Below are 23,276 nucleotides of genomic sequence, written 5' to 3' on the forward strand. Positions count from 1 at the left end.
TTATATGTTTTCTTTTTATTTTTATGATATACTATTTTCATGACAGATTTATCAAAACAATTACTTGAAAAAGCTCATGGTGGGCCAAAATTAAATCCGGATGAGCAAAGACGTTATCTTGGTACCTTTGAGGAAAGAGTTCTTGGATATGCAGATATTGACACAGCAAATAGCCCTCAGTTAGAAAAAGGCTTTTTATCTATTTTAGAAAACCTTCAGGAAAAGTCCGAGCCACTATTTGTGAAGATTTCACCAACTATCGAATTTGACAAGCAAGTTTTCTATTTGAAGGAAGCCAAAGAAACCGATAGTCAAGCTACCATTGTATCTGAAGAGCATACTTCTTCTCCTTTTGGCCTGATTATTCACACCAATGCACCAGTTCAAGTAGAAGAAAAGAACCTTCGACTTGCTTTTCCAGAACTTTGGGAAGGTAAAAAGGAAGAACCTGCCAAAACATCCATTTGGAAAAAATGGTTTGGCTAAATCTTAGGCATCTTTAATAAATTTCCAATATTGGTAGCCGTATGCTCTAAATAGATACTGGCATTTTTCAAACTATCTTCTAAAGGTTCACTTTTCTCCAAAATAGAAAAGGCAGCTTGGATATTTTCAAATGGTAGGGAAGGTAAATCTTCAGCGAGACTACCGCAAATAGCAATAACAGGAACTCCGACAGGGGTTCTTTTTGCTACACCAATTGGTGCTTTCCCTGCTAAACTTTGACGATCTAGTCTTCCTTCCCCAACAATAACCAAGTCAGCATCAGAAACTTTCTTATCAAAGTCAATCAAGTCTAGGCAGGTGTCAATCCCAGATACGATACTTGCATGAGCAAAGGCACACAAACCACCAGCAATACCTCCACCAGCACCTGCTCCTTTAATTTGCAATGTTGCAGGTGAAACTTTTTCATAAAAATTTTGTATCGCCTGATCTACGGCCTTAAACATAGTAGGATCTAGGCCTTTTTGTTTTCCAAAAATGTAGGTCGCACCTTGATGACCACATAAGGGACTCACGACATCTGCTAAAATACGAATTTGAATATCTTCAGGAATTTCATAGCAATCTTCTGTTGAAACAGAAGCTAATTTTAGCAAGGATTGACCGCATGCAGGCAAGACATTTCCATTCCTATCATAAAATTGATAACCTAAAGCAACAGCAATCCCCAGTCCTCCATCATTACTGGCCGTACCACCAACGCCAATATAAATTTCTTTAATCCCTTGAGCAATGAGGTGGCAAATCAACTCTCCAATACCACAAGTTTGGATTTGCAGTGGATTTCGTTCCTCCGGCGGAATTTTTCCAAGTCCAACCAAGTCAGCTACTTCAAATAGTGCCAGATGTCCTTTTTGAAAATAGCGCATGGCTTCTTCTTGACCAAAAGGTCCTGTCACTTGAATCCTTTTTTCTTCCATGTCAAGAGAATGTAGGATAGCATCTACAGTACCTTCTCCCCCATCACCAACAGGGCAGAGGAGACAGTCTACATCTGCTAGCGATTGTTGGAACCCTCTCTTAATAGCTTCAGCAACCTGCTCTGCAGTCAAGCTTTCCTTAAACGAATCTGGTGCAATTATAATCTTCATATTTTCCCTCATTCTAAAAAGTCAGTCAAAGGAAGAATTTCTAACAAATCCCTCTTGTCAACATGATGTGGTATTTCTTTTTTCAGAACTTCTTTGGCACAAAAAGCGACTCCTATTCCCGCTGATTTTAGCATCAATAGATCATTGGCCCCATCACCGATTGCAACTGTTATTTCTTTAGAGAGTTTGAGTTCCTTTCTCCATTTTTCCAGAGTTGCTTGTTTGACCTGGGGACTGATAATTTGTCCAACTAATTTCCCTGTTAGATGACCATCTTTGACTTCAAGTTGATTGGCAGAGAAATAGGCAATGCCAAGGGATTTAGCTAATCTCTCAACTATTGGTGTAAAGCCACCAGACACCAGACCAACTAGGATTCCATTCTTTTGGAGAATAGAAACGAATTCCTGGGCATTTGGCGATAGATGAATAGAGTTGAAGACTTTCTCAAAGACCGAAACAGGAAGACCTGCCAACAAGGATACTCTTTTTCTTAAACTGCTTTCAAAGTCTAACTCTCCTCGCATTGCCCGACTTGTAATCTGCGAAATTTCCTCCTCACGACCTACCTCTCTTCCCAACAAATCAATCACTTCTTCTAGGATTAAGGTTCCATCAACATCCATAACACACAAGCCTTTTACTTGAGACATCAGTTCTCCTCTCTAAATAGCCCAAAAATCGTATGAAGTCATCATACGATTTTATCTATTAATTAACTAAACTATGGTACAAGTCAAGGTATGACTTGCAGGCTGTATCCCATGAGAAATCACACTCCATAGCTTGTTTTTGTAGTTTTTTCCAAACGTCAGGATGGTTTCTATACAAGTCCAATGCTGTTTGGAAAGTCCAATTTAACCAATAAGGAGATAGATTGTCAAAGCTAAAGCCCGTTCCGCTTCCTTCGATTGGATTAAAGGCTTGAACGGTATCTCGCAAGCCCCCAACTTCATGGACCAATGGCAAGGTTCCATAACGCATCGCCATCATTTGAGACAAGCCACATGGTTCAAAACGACTTGGCATGAGGAAGAGGTCGCAAGCAGCGTAGATTTCTTGAGCAAGTTTGACATCAAAAGTGATATTTGCTGATAGCTTGTCAGGATAAATCTGAGCAAACCATGAGAAAGCTCCTTCAAAGGCTGGATCTCCAGTTCCCAAAAGCACAATCTGAACATCATTTTGCAAGATATGGTGAAGACTTTCCACCACGACATCAAAACCTTTTTGACGTGTCAAACGAGAAACAATTCCCACCAGTGGAACGTCAGCTCTAACTGGCAAGCCAACTTTTTCTTGCAATTTTGCTTTGTTTTGGGCTTTCCCAGACAAATCGTCCTGATTGAAATGATAATCTAAAAGAGCATCCGTCTGAGGATTATACAGGTCAGCATCAATCCCGTTCACGATACCAGATACCTTGCCAGATTCCATTCGAAGAATCTGATCCAAGTTACATCCGAACTGACTGGTCATAATTTCATGAGCATAACTAGGCGAAACTGTTGAAACACGGTCCGCATAGAGGATACCAGCCTTCATCCAGTTCAGACAGTTATTCCAGCGAAGGGTGCCATCAGCGTAACGTTCAAAGCCAACTCCAAACAAATCACCCAACATTCCTTCTGAAAATTGTCCTTGAAATTCCAAATTATGAATGGTTAAAACAGTTTTAATGCCTTGATAGGCTTGAATCCAACGGTATTTTTCCTTTAACAAGAAAGGAATCATAGCTGTATGGTAGTCATGAACATGGAGAAGGTCAGGAATGAAGTCAATTCTTTCCATAGCCTCAATGGCAGCCAGTTGGAAAAAGGCAAAGCGTTCTCCGTCATCAAAATCACCGTAAACATGGCCACGGAAGAAATAATACTGGTTGTCAATAAAGTAGAAGGTCACACCGTTTAGTACTGTTTTCTTAATTCCACAGTACTGTCTGCGCCAACCAACACTCACCTCAAAATGAAGAACATCTTCAATCTGATTTCCAAATTTAGCCTCTACCATGTCATAGTAGGGTAAAATCACTGCAACTTCGTGCCCAGCTTTTACCAGTGATTTGGGAAGAGCGCCAATAACGTCTCCCAACCCCCCTGTTTTTGAAAAGGGTGCACCCTCTGCTGCTACAAATAAAATTTTCATGAATGAATATCCTCTGTTACTTTGCTACCTTTCTTAACGACAACTGGATGTTCTGAAGTCCCTCGAATCACAACACCAGGCTCAACTTCAACACCCTTATCCAAGATAGCGTATTCGACCTGAGCACCTTCTCCAATAACAACACGAGGGAAGAGTAGGCTATCTTTAACCAGGCTATCCTTATGGACATGAATATTACGTGATAGAACGGAATTAGCCACTTGACCTTCAATGATACTACCAGAGGCAAACTGAGAAGTACTTACCTTAGATGTATTAGCATAGTAAGTTGGCTCTTCGTTTTTGACCTTTGTATAAATCTTTTGATTTGGTGAGAAGAGAGAGTAGAATTTTTGAGATTCAAGCATATCTTTGTTAGCTTGATAATACGACTCTACAGAGTGAATGTTTGCTAGGTATCCTGTGTATTCGTAGGCAAAAGCTCCTTCTTTTGCAGCCAAATCCCGTAAAACATAGCGCAATTTCTCTGGATGTTCTTTCTTAGCTTCTTCTTCCAAACGTTCAATCAACCAAGGTGTATCAACTACAAAGATATCTGTAGACATATTATAAACTTCATCTGTAGATTTGCTATCAAAGAGTTTATGAGAACGAACATGGTCTGTTTCATCCACTTCCAAGATTGCATTGACTTCTGAAATGTCTTTCTTAGGAAGTTTTTTATAAACAACTGTAATAGGTCCCTTCGTTGTGTTATGAAGGTGGAACACTTGGTTCAAATCAATATTAATTAAGACATCACAGTTGAGTGATACTGTTTGGTTTGACCCAGAGCGTTTCAAATAAGTAAGAAGCTGATGGTAGTATTCTTTTCCAACGGTACTACTTTCCACACGGGTATTGTAAATACCTAGATAATAGTGGCTAAGAAGGGTTGACAAGCCCCACTCACGCCCAGAACGGATATGGTCAAAGACGGAACTGATATTGTCTTGTTGGAAAATACCAAAGATACTACGGACACCTGCATTAGCAAGACTTGAAAGTGGGAAGTCGATTAAACGATATTTACCTCCAAATGGCAAGCTAGCTACTGGACGGTGGTCTGTCAGTGTTGACATATCATGAAAACCAACTGTGTTTCCTAAAATGGCAGAATATTTATCAATCTTCATCTGTTGCTACCCCCACTACTTCATCATATCCTACGACTTGTACTTCTTCTGTTCCATCAATTTCGACGCCATCAGAAATAACTGCACCTTCACCAATAATGGCACGCTTAATTTTTGCTCCCTGACCAACAATTGCACCACTCATGATAACTGAATCTACTACTTCTGCCCCTTCTCGAACTTGTGATCCTGTTGAAAGGATGGAATGTTTAACAGTTCCATCTACAAAACAGCCATCAACAACCAAGGAATCTTCCACATGAGCGTTTGCCCCAAGGAAGTTTGGTGGTGAAATCAAGTTTCTTGAGTAAATCTTCCATTGACGGTTACGGCTATCCAAGGCATTTTCTGGAGAAATGTACTCCATGTTCGCTTCCCAAAGTGACTCAATCGTACCAACGTCTTTCCAGTAACCATTAAATTCGTAGGCATAGACACTTTCACCTGACTCAAGGTAATTTGGAATGACATTCTTACCAAAGTCTGACATATCGACATTACTCTTTTCAGCAGCAACGAGCATATTGCGCAGACGTTGCCAATCAAAAATGTAAATTCCCATAGAGGCTTTAGTAGATTTAGGTTGGGCTGGTTTCTCTTCAAATTCTACAATACGATTGTTTGCATCTGTATTCATGATACCAAAACGGCTAGCTTCCTTAAGAGGAACATCAAGAACTGCTACTGTCAAACTGGCATTATTATCCTTGTGAGACTGGAGCATATCATCATAGTCCATTTTGTAGATGTGATCCCCAGATAGAATCAAAACATACTCAGGATTAACACTATCGATATAGTCGATATTTTGATAAATAGCGTGACTAGTCCCTTCAAACCAACGATTTCCTTCACTTGCTGAATACGGTTGAAGAATAGAGACACCAGAATTGATACCGTCTAATCCCCAACTTGAACCATTCCCAATATGATTGTTAAGAGCAAGTGGTTGATACTGTGTGATGACTCCAACATTGTGAATGCCTGAGTTGGCACAGTTTGAGAGAGCAAAGTCAATGATACGGTAGCGCCCACCAAATTGCACAGCTGGTTTTGCGATGCTTTGAGTGAGTTTACCGAGACGAGTTCCTTGCCCACCAGCAAGAATCAAAGCTAACATTTCATTCTTCATTTTCTACTCCTTTTTGGTTTTTACTTGTGACAATTTTAGTAGATTTCAAGCGACGTTTGATTTTCCATACACTTGCTCCCATAGCTGGTAGGGTAAAGGTCAGGGTCTGCTCATAATCTTTCCATAGTCCTTCTTGCGTTTGAACAGTTTGATTATGTTCTTTCCAGACGCCTCCCCACTCTTCTAACTCAGTATTCCAAACTTCTTCATAAATCCCTGCGACAGGTAGTCCGATTGTAAAATCTTTTCGTTCAACAGGTGCCATATTAAAGACACAGACTAACATATCATCCTTTTTACCCTTACGGATAAAGGAAAGAACACTCTGGTCTTGATTATCCGCATCGATAATTTCAATACCATCATAGCTGGTATCGATTTCCCACAGACAGCGATGGTCTTTGTAAAACTGATTTAGCTGAGAAGTGAAATACTTCATCTTAGCATTCATTGGGTCCTCTAGGTTAGACCATTCCAGCTGTTCTTCAGATTTCCATTCTAGGAATTGGCCGTATTCGCTACCCATGAAGAGCAATTTCTTACCTGGGTGACAAATTTGGTAAGTGTAGAGATTGCGCAAGCCTGCGAATTGATTGTAACGATCTCCCCACATCTTGTGCATCATACTCTTCTTACCATGAACCACTTCGTCATGTGAGAATGGTAGGAGATAATTCTCCTTGAAGACATACATAAAGCTGAAAGTCACTAGGTTAAAGTCATACTTACGATAAATCGGATCTTCTTCATAGAAACGGAGGATATCATTCATCCAGCCCATATTCCACTTATAATCAAACCCAAGACCATCTGAATCCTTGGTGTCAGTAATCTGAGTAGCTGATGAACTTTCTTCGGCAATCATCATCACATCTGGATGAGCTTGTTTAATGACATCATTCAAACGTTGAAGGAAATAATAGCCCTCGTAGTTGAGATTTCCGCCATCTTTATTAGGCGTCCATGGTGCATCATCATAATCAAGATAGAGCATGTTGCTAACCGCATCCACTCGAATACCGTCCAAATGGTAAAAGTCAATCCAAAACTTAATGCTAGAAATCAAGAAGGACTGGACTTCATTTTTTCCAAGGTCAAAATTGAGAGCACCCCAACCGTAGTTATGAGCCTTATTATGGTCTTGGTATTCAAAAGTCGGAGTCCCATCATAATAAGCCAAGGCATCATCATTAATGGTGAAGTGACCAGGCACCCAGTCCACAATAACGCCTATATTGTTTAAATGGCATTCCTCAACAAAATCTTGAAACTCTTCAGGGCGACCATAGGCATGCTCTAGAGCAAAGTAACCCATAAGCTGATAACCCCAACTCAAACCTAGTGGGTGAGACATCAGGGGCATAAACTCAATGTGAGTATAGTTCATCTCAACCAAGTAAGGAATCAGCTCATCCTTCAATTGAGCAAAACTATAGGGACTACCATCTGGATTCCTCTTCCACGATCCAGCATGAACCTCGTAAATATTGACGGGACGCTCTTCAAAACTCAAGCGTTTTCTACGGGCTAGCCAGAGACCATCCTTCCATTTCTTTTCTGGAATATCTGTTAAAATAGCACCAGTCCCAGGTCGTGCCTCATACCGTACAGCCAACGGGTCAATCTTCATCAGCTGATGACCATTTGCACGTGTGATATGATACTTGTAAATTTGGCCTTCATGAGCAAGGCTGGTAAAGACTTCCCAGACTCCAAATTCATTTCGTTCCATTAGGATTTGGTTTTCTACCCAATTGGTGAAATCCCCTACCAAGTGAACAGCCTGAGCATTAGGTGCCCACACACGGAAAGCATAGCCATACTCACCATCTTTTTCTTCCCTATGCGCTCCCAGATAATGCTGGAGGTGAAAATTTTCACCTGCTATAAAGGTTTCTAAAGCTTTTTTCTTATTCATACACCCTCCTATTTCTGTAAGCGTTTTCTATAGATTTATTATACTACCTTTTTAGGGAAGATTCAAGTAAATTACGGAATTTGCTAAAAATTCTTTTGAAAGTCTTCAACAAATTCACTGATGTGTTCACTTGTAAATCAAGAAATTTTCAAACAGATTATGAAAACCAATCATTTTATTTACAAGGATATCATAAAGTTCGTTATTTTTCTAATAAAAGTAGTATTTTTAGGTAAAAAAACAAATCAGAAAACGAATTTCCTGATTTGTTTTTCAAATATTTATAAAAGAAATACCAAAAAATAAGCTAACATTTATAGCACTTTAAAAATGCTAACACTGACACCACCAACTTTGTTTTCCTCATCAGAAGGACTATTGGTCACCAAGAGTTCTAAATTTCCTGCATTTTCAAACTGGAACGCATCTCCTTTTGCATTAAAGACGATCAATAGGTGTTCTTCCCCGTGGATTTCATAGACAATCCAACCACTGTGCTCGTGAGCGGAATGAACAAAAACATGATGGTAAATCTCATCATAAGTAGGGTAAGAAAAGGCACTGGTTTCTGTCTTCAATCGAATAATTTGACGGATAAATTCAATACTACCTTGACGCTCATTGATCAAGTCCCAGTTCACTTGGTTCACACTGTCAGGAGCATTATAGCTATTCATAGCACGCTCTCTATCATCATGAGTCAACTCACCATTCTCACCTGTCGCAATAAGTTTGGTACGACCGAATTCTTGACCGATTTCCATAAAGGCCATCCCTTGCATGAGTAGATTCATGGCTGTGGCAGTTTCGACTTTACGCATGATTTGCTCTGAACTTTGTTCTGGATGAAGGGTTGCCAACAAATCGTGAAGATTGTAATTGTCATGGGCTTCTACATAGTTAAGCACTTGATTTGGATGTGTATAGGTTCCTAATTCACGACTACCAAGGATTGCTTTGGCAAGAATGGGCTCTGTCGCAGCACCACTGACAAAACCTGACTTAATAGTACCGTAAACTTCTCCACCTTTGACAGCATCACGCTGATCGTCATTAAAGAAACCAATATTTGGCATTTCGTAGGCGTTGTCTTTCTTAGCCTTATCATAAGGGGCAAGACCTGTCCCCATATCCCATCCTTCTCCATAAAGGATAATGTTAGGGTCAATTTCATCCAAACTCTGACGAATCATCTGCATGGTCTTGACATCATGAATCCCCATCAAGTCAAAACGGAAGCCGTCAATATTGTATTCCTGCACCCAGTATAGAAGAGAATCCATCATATACTTGCGGAACATTTCGTGTTCACTGGCTGTTTCATTTCCAACACCCGTTCCATTCTGGAAGGTACCATCTGGATTCATACGATAATAGTAGTCAGGGACCGTTGTTTGGAAAGGTGCATCAACAACTGAGAAGGTATGGTTATAGACCACATCCATAATAACACCAATACCTGCATCGTGATAGGCTTGAATCATGGTCTTCAAATCACGAATAACCTGCGCTGGATCATCTGGGTTTGTTGAAAGGCTCGTCTCTGGTGCGTTATAGTTTTGTGGGTCATAACCCCAGTTGTAGGTTACATCCCCATCCGCATCATACTCTTTATGACGGTCTGCAATTGGTTGCAACTGAACATAATTGTAACCTATCTTCTTGATGTAATCAAAAGCAGTTGCTTGGCCATACTGGTTAACCGTTCCAGTCTGTGAAGCACCTAAGAAAGTTCCTCGAAGATGTTCATCCACACCTGAGGTAGGTGATTTGGTCAAATCACGAATATGCATTTCACAGATGACTGCCTTACATGGATTTGTCAAACGCCAAGTAGCCTCCGAACCATGCTTGACCTCGAAGTTTTCAACTTGCTTTTCTGCATGGCTCAGAATAGCTGAACGTTTGCCATCAGGGCTGGTCGCAATAGTGTACGGATCGCGTGTCAGTGTTTGGTGATGAGGGAATTGGACTTGATAGTGATAAGCCTTACCAGTCAAATCTTCCTCAACATCCAAACTCCAAACACCGATTGTATTGTCTTTATGGTTATAAGAGTAGCTATTTCCTCTCTCCATATCAAAAGTTTTCCAAACAGGTGCATCATTAGTAGCTGATTCATAAACCACAACCTGCACTGCTGTCGCTGTTGGAGCCCAAAGAGCAAAATGAGCCTGATTGTTCTCTACACGGCACCCCAATTCCCCTTGGTAGCCCCAGTGATGATCAAAACTAGCACTGTTAATGGCCTTATCAAAGGCAAAAGGATTTTGATTTTTATAGAAAGGACTAGCAATAGCAGGATTTTCAGAGTAATAAATTCTATCATCCCCTTCCAAAATCCAGACCTCTGTTAAAAGAGGATAGTAATTAAAACGGATAGCATACTCTTTACTGGTTTGACCCGTGTGAACTACAAAATTCAAACTTTCTAAGGCATAAGAACTTGGATGTTCAAAGTTAAATAAGGCACCAAAATAATCTTCTTTGTAGGTCAGTAAATCAATTCGTTGATCCTGACTTTTTACAAAAGAGCAGGTATCGTATTCACCATTCTTGCGATGGTAATGAATGCGCATAGGGTAGTTATACATTGTTTTTATTTTTCCTTTTTACTTCTTGATTTGTTTCTATTTCACTAATAAATTCTTGACCGATTTTGTCCCGATTAACAAACTAGTTTACTGTCTAAACTCTGGTTTTAAACTATCATTACAGACTTTCTAACCAAGCTTCATCTCGAACTTCAATTCCAAGTTCCTGTGCTTTTTGCAGTTTACTTCCAGCATCTGCTCCTGCAACAACAAGGTCTGTCTTTTTAGAAACACTGCCTGTTACTTTAGCTCCCAAGCTTTCGAGTTTACTTTTAGCTTCTGAGCGTTTGAGTCGTTCCAATTTTCCTGTCAACACAACGGTCAAACCTGACAAGGCTGCATCCGCTACTACAGTTTTACCTTTATAGTCCAGATTGACCCCAGCTTCTTTCAATTCTTTAAGCAGAATTTCAGAGCCCTCTGTCGCAAAATAAGTCTGAAGACTCTTGGCAATCACACCACCCAGACTTTCAATACTAGCTACTTCGTCTGGATCTGCCTGAGCCAGATTTTCAATCGAGTGAAAATGTTGAAGTAAAAGCTGACTGGCCTTACTGCCGACATGACGAATGCCTAAACCAAACAAGAGCTTCTCGGCAGAATTTTCCTTAGATGCTTGGATTGCCTGATACAGTTTAGCAGCGGACTTTTCCTTAACACCTTCTAAAAGTAGGAAATCCTCTTCTTGTAATCGGTAAATATCCGCCACATCCTTAACCAGATTAGCAGCAAATAGTTTCTCAACGATAGATGGACCAAGTCCTGTAATATTCATGGCATCTCGAGAGGCAAAGTGGATCAAGCCTTCCATGATTTGGGCAGGGCAACGTGGATTGATACAACGGAGAGCCACTTCATCTTCAAAGTGCAACAAGTCAGAATCACAACTTGGGCAGTTTGTAGGGATATCTAGTTTCTCTTCAGAAATCCGTTTGGACTCTACGACACGCAAAACGGCAGGGATGATATCTCCAGCCTTATAAACGATAACCGTATCATCTTTGCGGATATCTTTTTCAGCAATATAATCTACATTGTGCAAAGTCGCACGGCTAACAGTTGTCCCAGCAAGCTGAATAGGAGTCAGATTTGCAGTTGGCGTGACAACTCCAGTACGACCAACTGTCCAATCAACGGATAAGAGTTGGGCTTCTTTTTCCTCAGCAGGGAACTTATAGGCTACAGCCCACTTTGGAGCCTTAACGGTAAAGCCAAGTTCTTCTTGACCTGTTAGGTCATTGACCTTGATCACCACCCCATCGATATCATAAGATAGATTGTCTCGCTCCTGTCCTATCTCTTGGATGAAATCCCATATCTCATCCATGCTTTCAGCTAAGACTCGCTTTGGATTAACTACAAAACCAAGCTGTTCTAGGTGCTTCAACACTTTTTCTTGGCTGTCACGAGTTGAAGGACTGGCTTCTTGATATAAGAAAGTCGCAAGATTGCGCTTGGCTACTACTGCTGTATCCAGCTGACGTAGTGTTCCTGCTGCCGCATTACGAGGATTGGCAAATTCAGGCTCTCCATTTTCTTGGCGAGCTTGGTTGACCTGGTCAAAAGAGGCACGTGGCATGTAACATTCCCCACGAACTGTGATATCTAGTTCTTCTGGTAAGGTCAAAGGAATGTCCTTGACACGTTTGAGGTTCTCTGTGATATTTTCTCCAATAGACCCATCACCACGTGTGGCACCTGCAACTAAAATCCCCTTTTCATAAGTAAGAGAGATAGACAAACCATCTATTTTCAGCTCACAAATATAGGTTGGATGGGCTAGTTCCTTACGAACACGCGCATCAAAAGCATCAAGCTCCTCACGTGAAAAAGCATCCTGCAAACTATAAAGAGGATACTGATGACTGTATTTTTCAAAACCATCTAAAACCTTGCCACCAACACGATGGGTCGGACTGTCTGCTAATACTTGATCTGGATAGGCAGCCTCCAACTCAACCAACTCACGGTAAAGTCGGTCATACTCACTATCTGAAACCGACGGATTGTCACTGGTGTAGTACTCGGTCGCATAGCGATTGAGCAAGGCAACTAACTCATTCATTCTTTTATTCATAAAACCATTTTACCATAAACTAAGCCCTCCTCACAAACGAGAAGGGCGGAAAAAAACACTTAGATTGGAATTATTTTTAAAACTCAAACAGACTTATAGTTCTTTTTTAAAATGAGTTCGAACATAGCCTAGAGCTAATAAGGATAAGATGACAACTCCTAGTCCTATAATCAAGAAAGAATAAAAATGGACACTTGGAAGCCAGGTCATTAAACCTGTTGCTATAGGCATAAATAGTATAGCTAGGGTATAAATCGAGCTAAGTACTCTACCCAGATATTCACTTTCAACCTTGGTTTGTACTTGAGTAAAAAAGTGAATATTGAAAATTGTCATAAACAGTTCACAAATGAAATTTCCTGAAAAAGCAAGATAGGAGGGGAGGGTGAAACCCATTATCATCACTCCAAGCCCAGTCAGAGACAACAAAAACAGAAGCATTTCCATACTAGCTTTAATCTTACTAGCGAACAAGGCCCCAACAATAGATCCGATAGCTCCCATTGTTAAAATAGTGGCATAGGCACCTTGAACCCCATAGAGCTGATTTGAAAAGGGGAGGAGGTAATTAAAAGCTGCAAAGAAAAAATTGACACTTGAAGCTATGACTAACAAAAAGAAGATTTCTTTTTGCTTCACAATATAGTGAACTCCCTCCTTGATATCAGAAAAAATAACCTTGAATGTAAGTTTCTTCTCACCCAAAGCCTTCTCTTCTTTCTTTGGAAGCAAGGCTACCAAGCCAAAAGCGAGAAAAAAACTAAGAGCATCTAATACCAAGGTAATGCGGAGACTTGCAAATTGTAAAACAAGGAAGGAAAGAACAGGAGAACTAACACCTACAACCTGCAAAACTAGTTCTAAGCGAGAGTTATAGATCACAATCTCATCTTTCTCCACCACTTCAGTTATAATAGCTTTATTGGCTGTACGAGAAAAGGCAAAAGCAATAGCCTGCACAATATTAGCAACAATCAAAGCCCCAATCATCCAACTGTCATTCCTTATGAACGAAATAGCCAGACAAAGAATCCCACAAACAAGGTCTGTCACCATTAAAATCTTACGACGAGAAAATCGGTCTGAAATAACTCCGCCAAAAGGATTTACGAGAATAGATGTGACGAGTTCAGAAATCTGATACATTCCTAAAACTGTCTGTCCGATAGTCCCCATGGAAGCCAACCAGACACTATTCCCATAATCATAGAGCATATTCCCTATCTTGTTAACAGCTCCACGGCTAATCAACTGTACTGCATAGCGATTCATACAAAAACTCCTCTCAAATTTTGAAACTATTGTATCAAAACTGAAAGGAGTTTTTTATTTTTTCCCTTATTTGGGAAAATTAATCTTTGACAAATTTTTCGTAGTGTTCCTGATAGTAGGCTACTTGCTCTGGAAGACCTAACACATCAAAAATATGCATGGCCTCTTTCATTTGGCTACAACCTTCTTTACACTGTCCTTTTTGGTACAAATCAAAGCCTTTTAGATAATGGAAAATATTACGCTCATAAAGCTTGATCCCTTTTCCAATAATCTTCTCTGTATAAGTCTCAAAATAGCTTGCATTGTCAAAAGAAAGATGCTCTAAACAATGCTGGTAACAATTGAGGGCCAAAATCAAAACTAATCTCTTATGGCGACCAATCTCTTGGTAAAATTCTTCCCTCTCCATAACTTCTCTACCAATCCGTGTGACATAGTCCACATCGTAGAAACTATAGAGATTCCCAAAAAGAATCAACTCATACATGGTCCATTCTTCTGTTTTGAAGAGATAATCTGCTACCTTATCCAAATCATCCTGCTTCATATCATAACTCGCATCTCTTTGACAAATCAGACCCTGTAACAAAATCCAGTTCAGCTCAAAATAAAGGGGATTTGTCGAACTCTTAGCCTTTTCAAGTTGTTCTCTTTGAAGCTTTTGAAAACCTGCAATATCATTTGAGTAGTAAAGTGGCACAATTTGTCCCATCATGGCAACATGTTCATGATTATGAAAATTCCTTGCCTTATCCATGAAATTTTCAATCGTTACATGAATGTTATCCAAAATCTCAAAGAAACGCGAGACTGCCAGGTCAGACTCCCCAAGCTCAAAGCGAGATAACTGAGAGGTTGAGCAGGACTCGCCTGCAGCCTCTTTTAAGGAATAATTTCCACTTGTCCGAAATTCACGAAATACTTTTCCAAGATGTTCCATCTTTACACCTGCTCTGATAATTCTTCCCACTCAAGCATAGCTTCTTCCTGACGGTGGATGATTTTGTCCAGTTCAGCCTGCAATTCCATCAGTTTTTCGGCATCGTTTGTTTCCAACATTTGTTCAGAAATGGCTTGGCTTTGACTTTCTAACTCTTCGATTTCAGCTTCTAGACTTTCAATTTGTCGCATAAGTTTACGAACCTCTTTTTGACTTTCTTTCTGAGCTTGATAATCATTAACTGGGCTCGGTTCTTTTGCTTGATTGCTGGTTGAAGCTTCCTCAGCCTGAGTCATTTCTACTTCTGCTTTCTTCTCAACATAGTAGTCATAATCTCCCAGGTAAAGAGTCGAACCATTCTCAGACAATTCCAGTACATGAGTTGCCACACGATTGATAAAGTAACGGTCGTGGCTGACGAATAGAAGAGTTCCATCGAAGTCAATCAAGGCATTTTCCAACACTTCCTTGCTATCAATATCCAAGTGGTTGGTTGGTTCGTCAAGAATCAGGAAGTTGTTGTTTTCCATAGACAATTTAGCCAAAAGCAAACGAGCTTTCTCGCCACCAGACAGCATGCCTACTGATTTTTTAACATCATCTCCTGAGAAAAGGAAGGCACCTAGACGGTTACGAATTTCAACTTCCGGTGTCAGTTTAAAATCATTCCAAAGTTCATCAAGTACCGTATTACTTGGTGTTAGCTTGCTTTGGGTTTGGTCATAGTAACCAACCTCAACATTGGCACCAAAGCGTTTTTCTCCCTTGATAAAAGGAATCTGCTCCACGATAGATTTGATAAAGGTTGACTTTCCAATACCATTTGGACCAACAATAGCGACAGCATTCATCTTACGAAGGTCTAGATTGATAGGCTCTGACAATATTTCCCCATCATAGCCAATAGCCACGTTTTCAACAGTCAGAACAACATTGCCCGACGTTTTTTCAGACTGGAAGGTCATATTGGCTGATTTCTTACCAGCTTCAGGTTTGTCCAAACGCTCCATTTTTTCCAATTGTTTACGGCGAGATTGGGCACGTTTGGTCGTTGAAGCTCGGACTAGATTGCGGTTGACAAAATCTTCCAGAGCAGCGATTTCCTTCTGTTGCTTTTCATAGTTTTTTGCTTCAGTAGCTAGTTTTTGCTCCTTCAACTCAACAAAACGAGAGTAATTCCCCACATAGCGATCCAAGGAATGCTTGGTCAAATCCAGCGTAATCGTTGCAACCTTGTCCAAGAAATAACGGTCGTGGCTGACAATAATGAGGGCACCGCTATAGTTTACCAAGTAATTCTCTAGCCAGGCAATGGTTTCAATATCCAAGTGGTTGGTTGGCTCGTCCAAGACCAAGAGGTTTGGCTTTTCAAGGAGCATTTTGGCCAGCGCCAAACGAGTATTTTGACCACCAGAAAGCTCGGCAATTTTCATCTGCCACATAGACTCGTCAAACTTGAATCCATTTAAAATCGCTCGAATATCAGCTTCATAGGTAAAGCCACCTGCTTGGCGAAAATTCTCAGATAAGCGGTCGTAATCTGCCATCAGTTTATCCAAATCCTCACCAGACTTTTCACCCATCTCCAATTCCATCTGACGAAGTTGTTTCTCAGTTTGACGCAGGTCATCAAAGACATAAAGCATCTCATCGTAGATGGTATTTTCAGACTCAAAACGGCTATCTTGGGCTAGGTAAGACAGAGAAATATCCTTTTTCTTATTGATTTCTCCGCTAGTTGGCTCCTCTTCTCCAACCAAAATCTTCAAAAGAGTAGACTTACCTGCACCATTTTTCCCAACAAGAGCAATCCGATCTCGTTCATCAACCTGCAGATTAATATTATCGAAAAGAACCTCTCCTGCAAAAGAACGTTCAATTTTATTAGCTTGTAAAATAATCATACAAGTAGTATAGCATGTTTCCCAAAGGCATTCAAGACTTGATAAACCGGCATATGTCACTACTTTTCTGAAAATTATGCTACCGTTTTACTAAAACACTAAAAAGTGCTATAATGTGAACGGTTAAAACAATTTACAAAAAGGAGAATGTTAATGTCTTACCAAGAAAATTACCAGAAATGGGTTGATTTTGCGGAGCTTCCTGACTACCTTCGTCAAGATTTGGAAAATATGGACGAAAAAACTAAGGAAGATGCCTTCTATACAAATCTTGAATTTGGTACTGCAGGTATGCGTGGCTTGATTGGTGCTGGTACAAACCGCATCAACATTTACGTTGTTCGCCAAGCTACTGAAGGATTGGCTCGTTTGATTGAGTCAAAAGGTGGAAACGAAAAAGAACGTGGTGTGGCAATTGCCTACGATAGCCGTCACTTCTCACCTGAGTTTGCCTTTGAATCTGCGGCAGTTCTTGCTAAACACGGCATCAAATCTTACGTATTTGAAAGCCTTCGTCCAACTCCAGAACTCTCATTTGCAGTTCGTCACCTCAACTGTTTCGCGGGTATCATGGTCACAGCCAGTCACAACCCTGCACCATTTAACGGTTACAAGGTTTACGGTGAAGACGGTGGACAAATGCCTCCACACGACGCAGACGCTTTAACTACTTATATCCGTGCAATCGAAAACCCATTTGCGGTAGAAGTTGCTGATGTGGAAGCTGAAAAAGCTTCTGGCTTGATTGAAGTTATCGGCGAAGCTGTTGACGTAGAATACCTTAAAGAAGTTAAGGACGTTAACATCAACCCAGCCTTGATTGAAGAATTCGGTAAAGACATGAAGATTGTCTACACACCACTTCATGGTACTGGTGAAATGTTGGCTCGTCGTGCCCTTGCCCAAGCAGGATTTGACTCTGTTCAAGTCGTTGAAGCGCAAGCAACTGCTGACCCAGACTTCTCAACTGTAAAATCTCCAAACCCAGAAAGCCAAGCAGCCTTTGCCCTTGCTGAAGAACTTGGTCGTCAAGTTGGTGCAGACGTTCTTGTCGCAACTGACCCAGACGCTGACCGTGTTGGTGTTGAAGTTCTTCAAAAAGATGGTAGCTACCTCAACCTTTCAGGTAACCAAATCGGTGCTATCATGGCGAAATACATCTTGGAAGCCCACAAAAACGCTGGAACTCTTCCTGAAAATGCAGCCCTATGTAAATCTATCGTATCAACTGACTTGGTAACGAAGATTGCTGAAAGCTACGGCGCAACCATGTTCAACGTCTTGACTGGTTTCAAATTCATCGCTGAAAAAATCCAAGAATTCGAAGAAAAACACAACCATACTTACATGATGGGATTTGAAGAAAGCTTCGGTTACTTGATTAAACCATTCGTACGTGATAAGGATGCTATCCAAGCCGTTCTTGTCGTTGCTGAGCTTGCTGCCTACTACCGTTCACGTGGTTTGACACTTGCTGACGGTATCGAAGAAATCTACAAAGAGTATGGCTACTACGCAGAAAAGACTATCTCTGTAACTCTTTCTGGTGTCGATGGTGCTGAACAAATCAAAGCAATTATGGCTAAATTCCGCAACAATGCTCCAAAAGAATGGAACACAACAGCTATCACTGTCGTAGAAGACTTCAAGGCTCAAACTGCTACTGCTGCTGACGGAACTGTTACAAACTTGACAACTCCTCCAAGCGATGTGTTGAAATACACACTTGCTGACGGTTCATGGATTGCAGTTCGCCCTTCAGGTACAGAACCAAAAATCAAGTTCTACATTGCAGTTGTAGGTGAAACCAACGAAGAATCACAAGCTAAGATTGCTAACATCGAAGCAGAAATCAATGCTTTTGTAAAATAAAACACTATAAAAGATGAGACAAACCAATCTCATCTTTTTTTCGTATCAAATCTAAGCAATTTTAGAAACTTTATGGCATACTAGACATATCAATGAAAGCGAGGTAATCTCATGGAACAATTTTTAGAAAACATCAAAGACCTTGAAGTCACTACAGTTGCGCGTGCGCAAGAAGCTCTTGATAAAAAAGAAACTGCAACCTTCTTTATCGGTCGTAAAACTTGCCCTTACTGCCGTAAATTTGCAGGTACATTGTCAGGTGTCGTAGCTGAAACCAAAGCCCACATCTACTTCATCAACAGTGAAGAACCAAGTCAACTTAATGAGTTGCAAGCATTCCGCTCACACTACGGAATCCCAACTGTACCAGGATTTGTTCACATTGCGGATGGACAAATCAATGTCCGTTGCGACTCTTCAATGTCAGCACAAGAAATCAAAGAATTTGCAGGATTGTAAAAGATATAAAAAAGAAGGCACTCGCCTTCTTTTTTATATCTCTGTTAATGGTGTTGCGGTATCTGGTGAGGTATCATAAACCTTAAAGTCTACTCCAACTCCCAGATCAGCTTGTGCTAGCTGGTTGACCATGGTCATGTGAGCTAGCTCCTTGATATTATTCTCCTTGGACAAATGTCCTAGGTAGATTTTCTTAGTGCGATTTCCTAGCGTCCTAATCATAGCTTCAGCACCATCTTCATTAGAAAGGTGACCAAGATCCGATAGGATTCGTTGTTTGAGTCGCCAAGCGTAAGAACCTGCTCGCAAAATCTCTACATCGTGATTGGACTCAATGAGATAGCCATCCGCATTTTCGACAATTCCTGCCATACGGTCGCTAACATAACCTGTATCAGTCAACATGACAAAACTCTTATCATCCTTCATAAAACGATAGAACTGCGGTGCGACTGCATCATGGCTTACACCAAAACTCTCAATATCAATATCTCCAAAAGTTTTGGTTTTTCCCATCTCAAAGATGTGCTTTTGCGAAGAATCCACCTTGCCAAGATATTTACTATTTTCCATAGCTTGCCAAGTTTTTTCATTGGCATACAAATCCATACCATACTTGCGAGCTAAAACACCTACTCCATGAATATGGTCAGAATGCTCATGGGTAATCAATATGGCATCTAGGTCTTCTGGTTTGCGGTTAATTTCAGCAAGTAGGCTGGTAATCTTTTTACCAGATAAGCCTGCATCCACTAAAAACTTCTTTTTTGGGGTTTCCAGATAAAAAGAATTTCCACTGGAACCCGACGCTAAAATACTGTATTTAAAGCCTGTTTCACTCATTCTAGTCCTCTACTTCATCCTCCCATACTTCTTCTTTCACTGCATCCTTATCATAAGGGAGCACAATGGTGAAGGTTGATCCCTTACCGTATTCACTCTTGGCCCAAATAAAGCCCTTATGTTGTTTAATAATTTCTTTGGCAATAGCCAGCCCCAGACCCGTACCACCTTGGGCACGACTTCTAGCACGGTCAACGCGATAGAAACGGTCAAAGATACGAGGTAAATCCTGCTTAGGAATACCCAAGCCTTGGTCTGAGATCGATAAAATCATCTGATCATCAGTTGTCTTCATGGTCACTGTGATTTTCCCACCATCTGGAGAATACTTGATGGCATTGTTGAGAATATTATCAATCACCTGCGTCATCTTATCTGTATCAATCTCAATCCAGACTGAAGTAATGGGGTAATCTCTGACTAATTCATATTTTTTCTCTTCATCTGGTCCCCTCATCTTATCAAAACGGTTGAGAATAAAGGTAATAAATGCAGTAAAATTAATCAATTCCACATCCAGGTGGCTGGTTGCATTATCAATTCGTGAAAGATGAAGAAGGTCTGTCACCATCCTCATCATACGGTTGGTTTCGTCTAGAGACACCTTGATAAAGTCTGGTGCAACAGGTTCTGACAAGGCTCCCTCATCCAAGGCTTCAAGATAGGATTTTACACTAGTCAGCGGCGTCCTTAACTCATGACTAACGTTAGAAACAAAGAGTCTCCGTTCCCGTTCTTCCTTCTCCTGCTCTGTCGTATCGTGTAAAACAGCAACCAAACCAGAAATAAAGCCAGACTCTCTACGGATTAAGGCAAAGCGTACACGAAGGCTCAGATACTCACCATTATCATCCTGAGAATCAATGATGAGCTCAGGAATTTGGGTAATCAAATCACGAAGTTCATACTCACCTTCAATCTTAAGCAACTCTAGAATACTTTTGTTGAGAACATCTTCTTTCTGAACACCTAACTGTTTCTTAGCCGTGTCATTAATCATGGTAATCTTCCCACGACGATTAGTCGCAAGAACTCCATCCGTCATGTAAGAGAGGATACTGTGTAACCGTTTACTCTCTTGTTCCAGATTTTCTTGAGTCAAGCGAATTACTTCTGATAAATCATTGAGATTATTGGTAATATTAGTGATTTCAGAGCTTCCCTGCATATCCAATACCTGAGAATAATCTCCTGCAATCAGGTCTTTTACCTTTTGATTGATTTGCTTCAATCGAATATTATCCCGACGATTTTCTAGTAAAAGCAAGGTCACGACTAAAATAAAGCCAAGTAAAATAAGGATAAAGATAAAATCACTGGTTAAAACTGTGTCTTTAATTAGTTTAATCATTATTTCGCATATAATAACCAACACCGCGGCGTGTTAGGATATACTCAGGACGACTTGGTGTGTCTTCAATCTTTTCACGCAAACGTCTGATAGTTACATCAACTGTTCGAACATCTCCAAAATAATCATAACCCCAGACCGTTTCAAGCAAGTGTTCACGCGTAATGACTTGACCGATATGAGAAGCCAAGTGATACAAAAGCTCAAATTCACGGTGAGTTAAGTCTAGTTCTTCACCATATTTTTTAGCCACGTAGGCATCTGGCACAATCTCCAAGTCCCCAATTTGCAAGGGTTGAGTTTTCTTTTCATCAGACTCTTGATTATCTACAGAAGTCAAATCTGTACGACGAAGAAGGGCTTTGACACGCGCCTGCAACTCACGATTTGAGAAGGGTTTGGTTACATAGTCATCCGCCCCAAGCTCTAAACCGATAACCTTATCAAATTCGCTATCCTTAGCTGAGAGCATGATAATAGGCACACTACTCGTCTTGCGAATAGTCTTCGCAACTTCTAAACCATCAATTTCTGGAAGCATCAAATCCAGAATAATAATATCTGGCTGCTCTGCTTCAAATTGTTCTAGTGCTTCACGACCATTAAAAGCAGTTACAACTTCGTAACCTTCCTTGGTCATATTAAACTTGATAATATCCGAGATTGGTTTTTCATCATCTACAATTAATATTTTTTTCATATGTTCACCTTTTTCTCTACTATTATACCAAAAAAATAGCAAGAAGACACGATAGCTAGTCTTTGCTACTGTCTAAGTTGGTTTTTTCATAAGCCTGCCAGATTTTTTGTTGTGGTTTGGCAAGTGGAACATCCTTGAACTCTTCTGGTGAAAGCCAGCGAACTTCCCTATCTGAAAAATCATGGAAATCACTCACCTGACCTGCTACAATTTGAATATGCCACTTGCGATGGCTAAAGACATGCTTGACAGTCTCAAAACAAACTTCAAGCCAATCAACATCTAAGTCATAGTCCTGCTGGAAACTCTCTTCTGGACTGGGACCAAAGTTCAAGCTTTCTTCTGCAACCTGATGAAAGAGGTCAAACTGCTCTTCTTGCGAAAACTCATCTACTTCTATCAAGGGGAAATGCCAAAATCCTGCCAATAACTTTTCACTTTCATTTTTTTCAAGTAAAAATTGCCCCTGAGCATTTTTCACAACTAAGGCTTTTAGATAAATGGGAACTGGCTTTTTCTTTGGAGCCTTAATTGGATAATGGTCCATGCTTCCATTCTGATATGCTGCACTAAAGTCCTTCACTGGACTTTCTTCTGGCCTAGGATTTACAGGAGCCTCAATATCAGACCCTAAGTCCATCAAAGCTTGGTTAAAGTCGCCAGGACGATCCGGATCAATCAAGATTTCCATCATCGCCTGAAAAATTTTACGATTACTTGGAATGCCAATATCGTGGTTGACTTCAAATAGACGCGCCAAAACACGCATGACATTGCCATCGACCGCTGGCTCAGGCAAGTTAAAAGCAATACTAGAAATGGCTCCTGCTGTGTAAGGGCCAATTCCTTTCAAACTGGAAATTCCTTCATAGGTATTTGGAAATTGACCCCCAAAGTCATCCATAATCTGCTGGGCCGCAGCCTGCATATTGCGTACTCGAGAATAATATCCCAGTCCCTCCCAAGCCTTCAACAAATGCTCTTCAGGCGCAGTTGCCAAACTTTCTACTGTTGGAAACCAGTCCAAGAATCGTTCGTAGTATGGGATAACTGTATCCACCCTGGTCTGCTGGAGCATGATTTCAGATACCCAGATATGATAAGGATTTTTACTTCTACGCCAAGGTAAATCTCGTTTGTTTTCATCATACCAAGCGAGAAGTTTCTCACGGAAAGAACTAATCTTCTCCTCCGGCCACATGACGATACCGTATTCTTTCAAATCTAACATATCTCTAGTATAACACAGAAGATTTCACCTGTCTTTGTATCTGATTTATAATATTTTCAATAGATAGTATATAACCTTTCTATCTACTTAAATATTTGACA

At 40.5% G+C, this 23,276-nt stretch carries 18 protein-coding genes; 3 read left to right on the forward strand and 15 right to left on the reverse strand.

Annotation, left to right across the window (positions count from 1 at the left end; genetic code table 11):
- The first annotated feature begins 39 nt into the window (after window positions 1-39).
- Window positions 40-486 (forward strand): DUF1694 domain-containing protein, encoded by a 447-nt coding sequence (locus HT717_RS02380; RefSeq protein WP_049539311.1) that lies wholly within the window; start codon window positions 40-42, stop codon window positions 484-486.
- Here the strand turns inward: HT717_RS02380 and HT717_RS02385 are convergent.
- The 11 genes from HT717_RS02385 to HT717_RS02435 all read right to left on the reverse strand — a co-directional run bounded on the left by HT717_RS02385 (window position 483) and on the right by HT717_RS02435 (window position 16,719).
- The gene (locus HT717_RS02385; RefSeq protein WP_049539309.1) at window positions 483-1,598 is read right to left on the reverse strand and encodes a glycerate kinase; all 1,116 of its coding nucleotides are present in this window, start codon (window positions 1,596-1,598) and stop codon (window positions 483-485) included. The genes HT717_RS02380 and HT717_RS02385 overlap by 4 nt on opposite strands.
- A gap of 8 nt (window positions 1,599-1,606) precedes the next feature.
- The gene (serB, locus tag HT717_RS02390) at window positions 1,607-2,251 is read right to left on the reverse strand and encodes a phosphoserine phosphatase SerB (RefSeq protein ID WP_049539307.1); all 645 of its coding nucleotides are present in this window, start codon (window positions 2,249-2,251) and stop codon (window positions 1,607-1,609) included.
- Between the two features lie 58 nt (window positions 2,252-2,309).
- The gene (gene glgA / locus HT717_RS02395; protein WP_049539305.1) at window positions 2,310-3,743 is read right to left on the reverse strand and encodes a glycogen synthase GlgA; all 1,434 of its coding nucleotides are present in this window, start codon (window positions 3,741-3,743) and stop codon (window positions 2,310-2,312) included.
- Window positions 3,740-4,879 carry a glucose-1-phosphate adenylyltransferase subunit GlgD gene (gene glgD, locus HT717_RS02400; protein ID WP_049539303.1) on the reverse strand — a complete coding sequence of 380 codons (1,140 nt, stop codon included), beginning with the start codon at window positions 4,877-4,879 and terminating at the stop codon, window positions 3,740-3,742. Before glgD ends, glgA begins: the two co-directional genes overlap by 4 nt.
- The gene (locus HT717_RS02405; protein ID WP_000787252.1) at window positions 4,869-6,011 is read right to left on the reverse strand and encodes a glucose-1-phosphate adenylyltransferase; all 1,143 of its coding nucleotides are present in this window, start codon (window positions 6,009-6,011) and stop codon (window positions 4,869-4,871) included. Before HT717_RS02405 ends, glgD begins: the two co-directional genes overlap by 11 nt.
- On the reverse strand, window positions 6,001-7,929 hold the full coding sequence (gene glgB, locus HT717_RS02410) for a 1,4-alpha-glucan branching protein GlgB (protein ID WP_049539301.1): 1,929 nt from the start codon (window positions 7,927-7,929) through the stop codon (window positions 6,001-6,003). The genes HT717_RS02405 and glgB overlap by 11 nt, the downstream gene beginning before the upstream one ends.
- A gap of 314 nt (window positions 7,930-8,243) precedes the next feature.
- Window positions 8,244-10,523 (reverse strand): type I pullulanase, encoded by a 2,280-nt coding sequence (gene pulA / locus HT717_RS02415; RefSeq protein ID WP_049539300.1) that lies wholly within the window; start codon window positions 10,521-10,523, stop codon window positions 8,244-8,246.
- 118 nt (window positions 10,524-10,641) lie between these two features.
- Window positions 10,642-12,600, reverse strand: a complete 1,959-nt coding sequence (gene ligA, locus HT717_RS02420) for an NAD-dependent DNA ligase LigA (protein ID WP_049539298.1) — start codon at window positions 12,598-12,600, stop codon at window positions 10,642-10,644.
- A gap of 93 nt (window positions 12,601-12,693) precedes the next feature.
- Window positions 12,694-13,872, reverse strand: a complete 1,179-nt coding sequence (locus HT717_RS02425; protein ID WP_173304282.1) for an MFS transporter — start codon at window positions 13,870-13,872, stop codon at window positions 12,694-12,696.
- 79 nt (window positions 13,873-13,951) lie between these two features.
- Complete coding sequence (locus HT717_RS02430; protein WP_153196766.1) at window positions 13,952-14,815, reverse strand: MutR family transcriptional regulator; 864 nt, start codon at window positions 14,813-14,815, stop codon at window positions 13,952-13,954.
- Between the two features lie 2 nt (window positions 14,816-14,817).
- Window positions 14,818-16,719: an ABC-F family ATP-binding cassette domain-containing protein gene (locus HT717_RS02435; protein ID WP_173304284.1), complete on the reverse strand. Its 1,902-nt coding sequence runs from the start codon at window positions 16,717-16,719 to the stop codon at window positions 14,818-14,820.
- A 153-nt stretch (window positions 16,720-16,872) separates the two neighbouring features.
- On the opposite strand from HT717_RS02435, the gene HT717_RS02440 reads away from it, so the two are divergent.
- Window positions 16,873-18,591, forward strand: a complete 1,719-nt coding sequence (locus HT717_RS02440) for a phospho-sugar mutase (RefSeq protein ID WP_004254235.1) — start codon at window positions 16,873-16,875, stop codon at window positions 18,589-18,591.
- Between the two features lie 111 nt (window positions 18,592-18,702).
- Window positions 18,703-19,050, forward strand: a complete 348-nt coding sequence (locus HT717_RS02445; protein ID WP_049539291.1) for a thiol reductase thioredoxin — start codon at window positions 18,703-18,705, stop codon at window positions 19,048-19,050.
- A 33-nt stretch (window positions 19,051-19,083) separates the two neighbouring features.
- Here HT717_RS02445 and HT717_RS02450 read toward each other — a convergent pair whose 3' ends face one another.
- From HT717_RS02450 to mutY, 4 genes are read right to left on the reverse strand one after another with little or no spacing between them, the layout of a single operon-like run.
- Window positions 19,084-19,893, reverse strand: coding sequence for an MBL fold metallo-hydrolase (locus HT717_RS02450; RefSeq protein ID WP_061088052.1), 810 nt, complete (start codon window positions 19,891-19,893; stop codon window positions 19,084-19,086).
- A gap of 1 nt (window position 19,894) precedes the next feature.
- Entirely contained in the window at window positions 19,895-21,244 is a 1,350-nt protein-coding gene (gene vicK, locus HT717_RS02455) for a cell wall metabolism sensor histidine kinase VicK (protein WP_049539287.1), read from the reverse strand.
- Window positions 21,237-21,944, reverse strand: coding sequence for a response regulator YycF (gene yycF / locus HT717_RS02460; RefSeq protein WP_049539286.1), 708 nt, complete (start codon window positions 21,942-21,944; stop codon window positions 21,237-21,239). Before yycF ends, vicK begins: the two co-directional genes overlap by 8 nt.
- A gap of 55 nt (window positions 21,945-21,999) precedes the next feature.
- A complete protein-coding gene (gene mutY, locus HT717_RS02465) occupies window positions 22,000-23,175 on the reverse strand; it encodes an A/G-specific adenine glycosylase (protein WP_049539285.1) in 1,176 nt (391 codons plus the stop codon).
- Window positions 23,176-23,276 lie beyond the last annotated feature (101 nt).

This window comes from Streptococcus sp. 959, from assembly GCF_013277075.1.
In the GTDB taxonomy this organism is placed as follows: Bacteria; Bacillota; Bacilli; order Lactobacillales; family Streptococcaceae; genus Streptococcus; species Streptococcus pseudopneumoniae_C.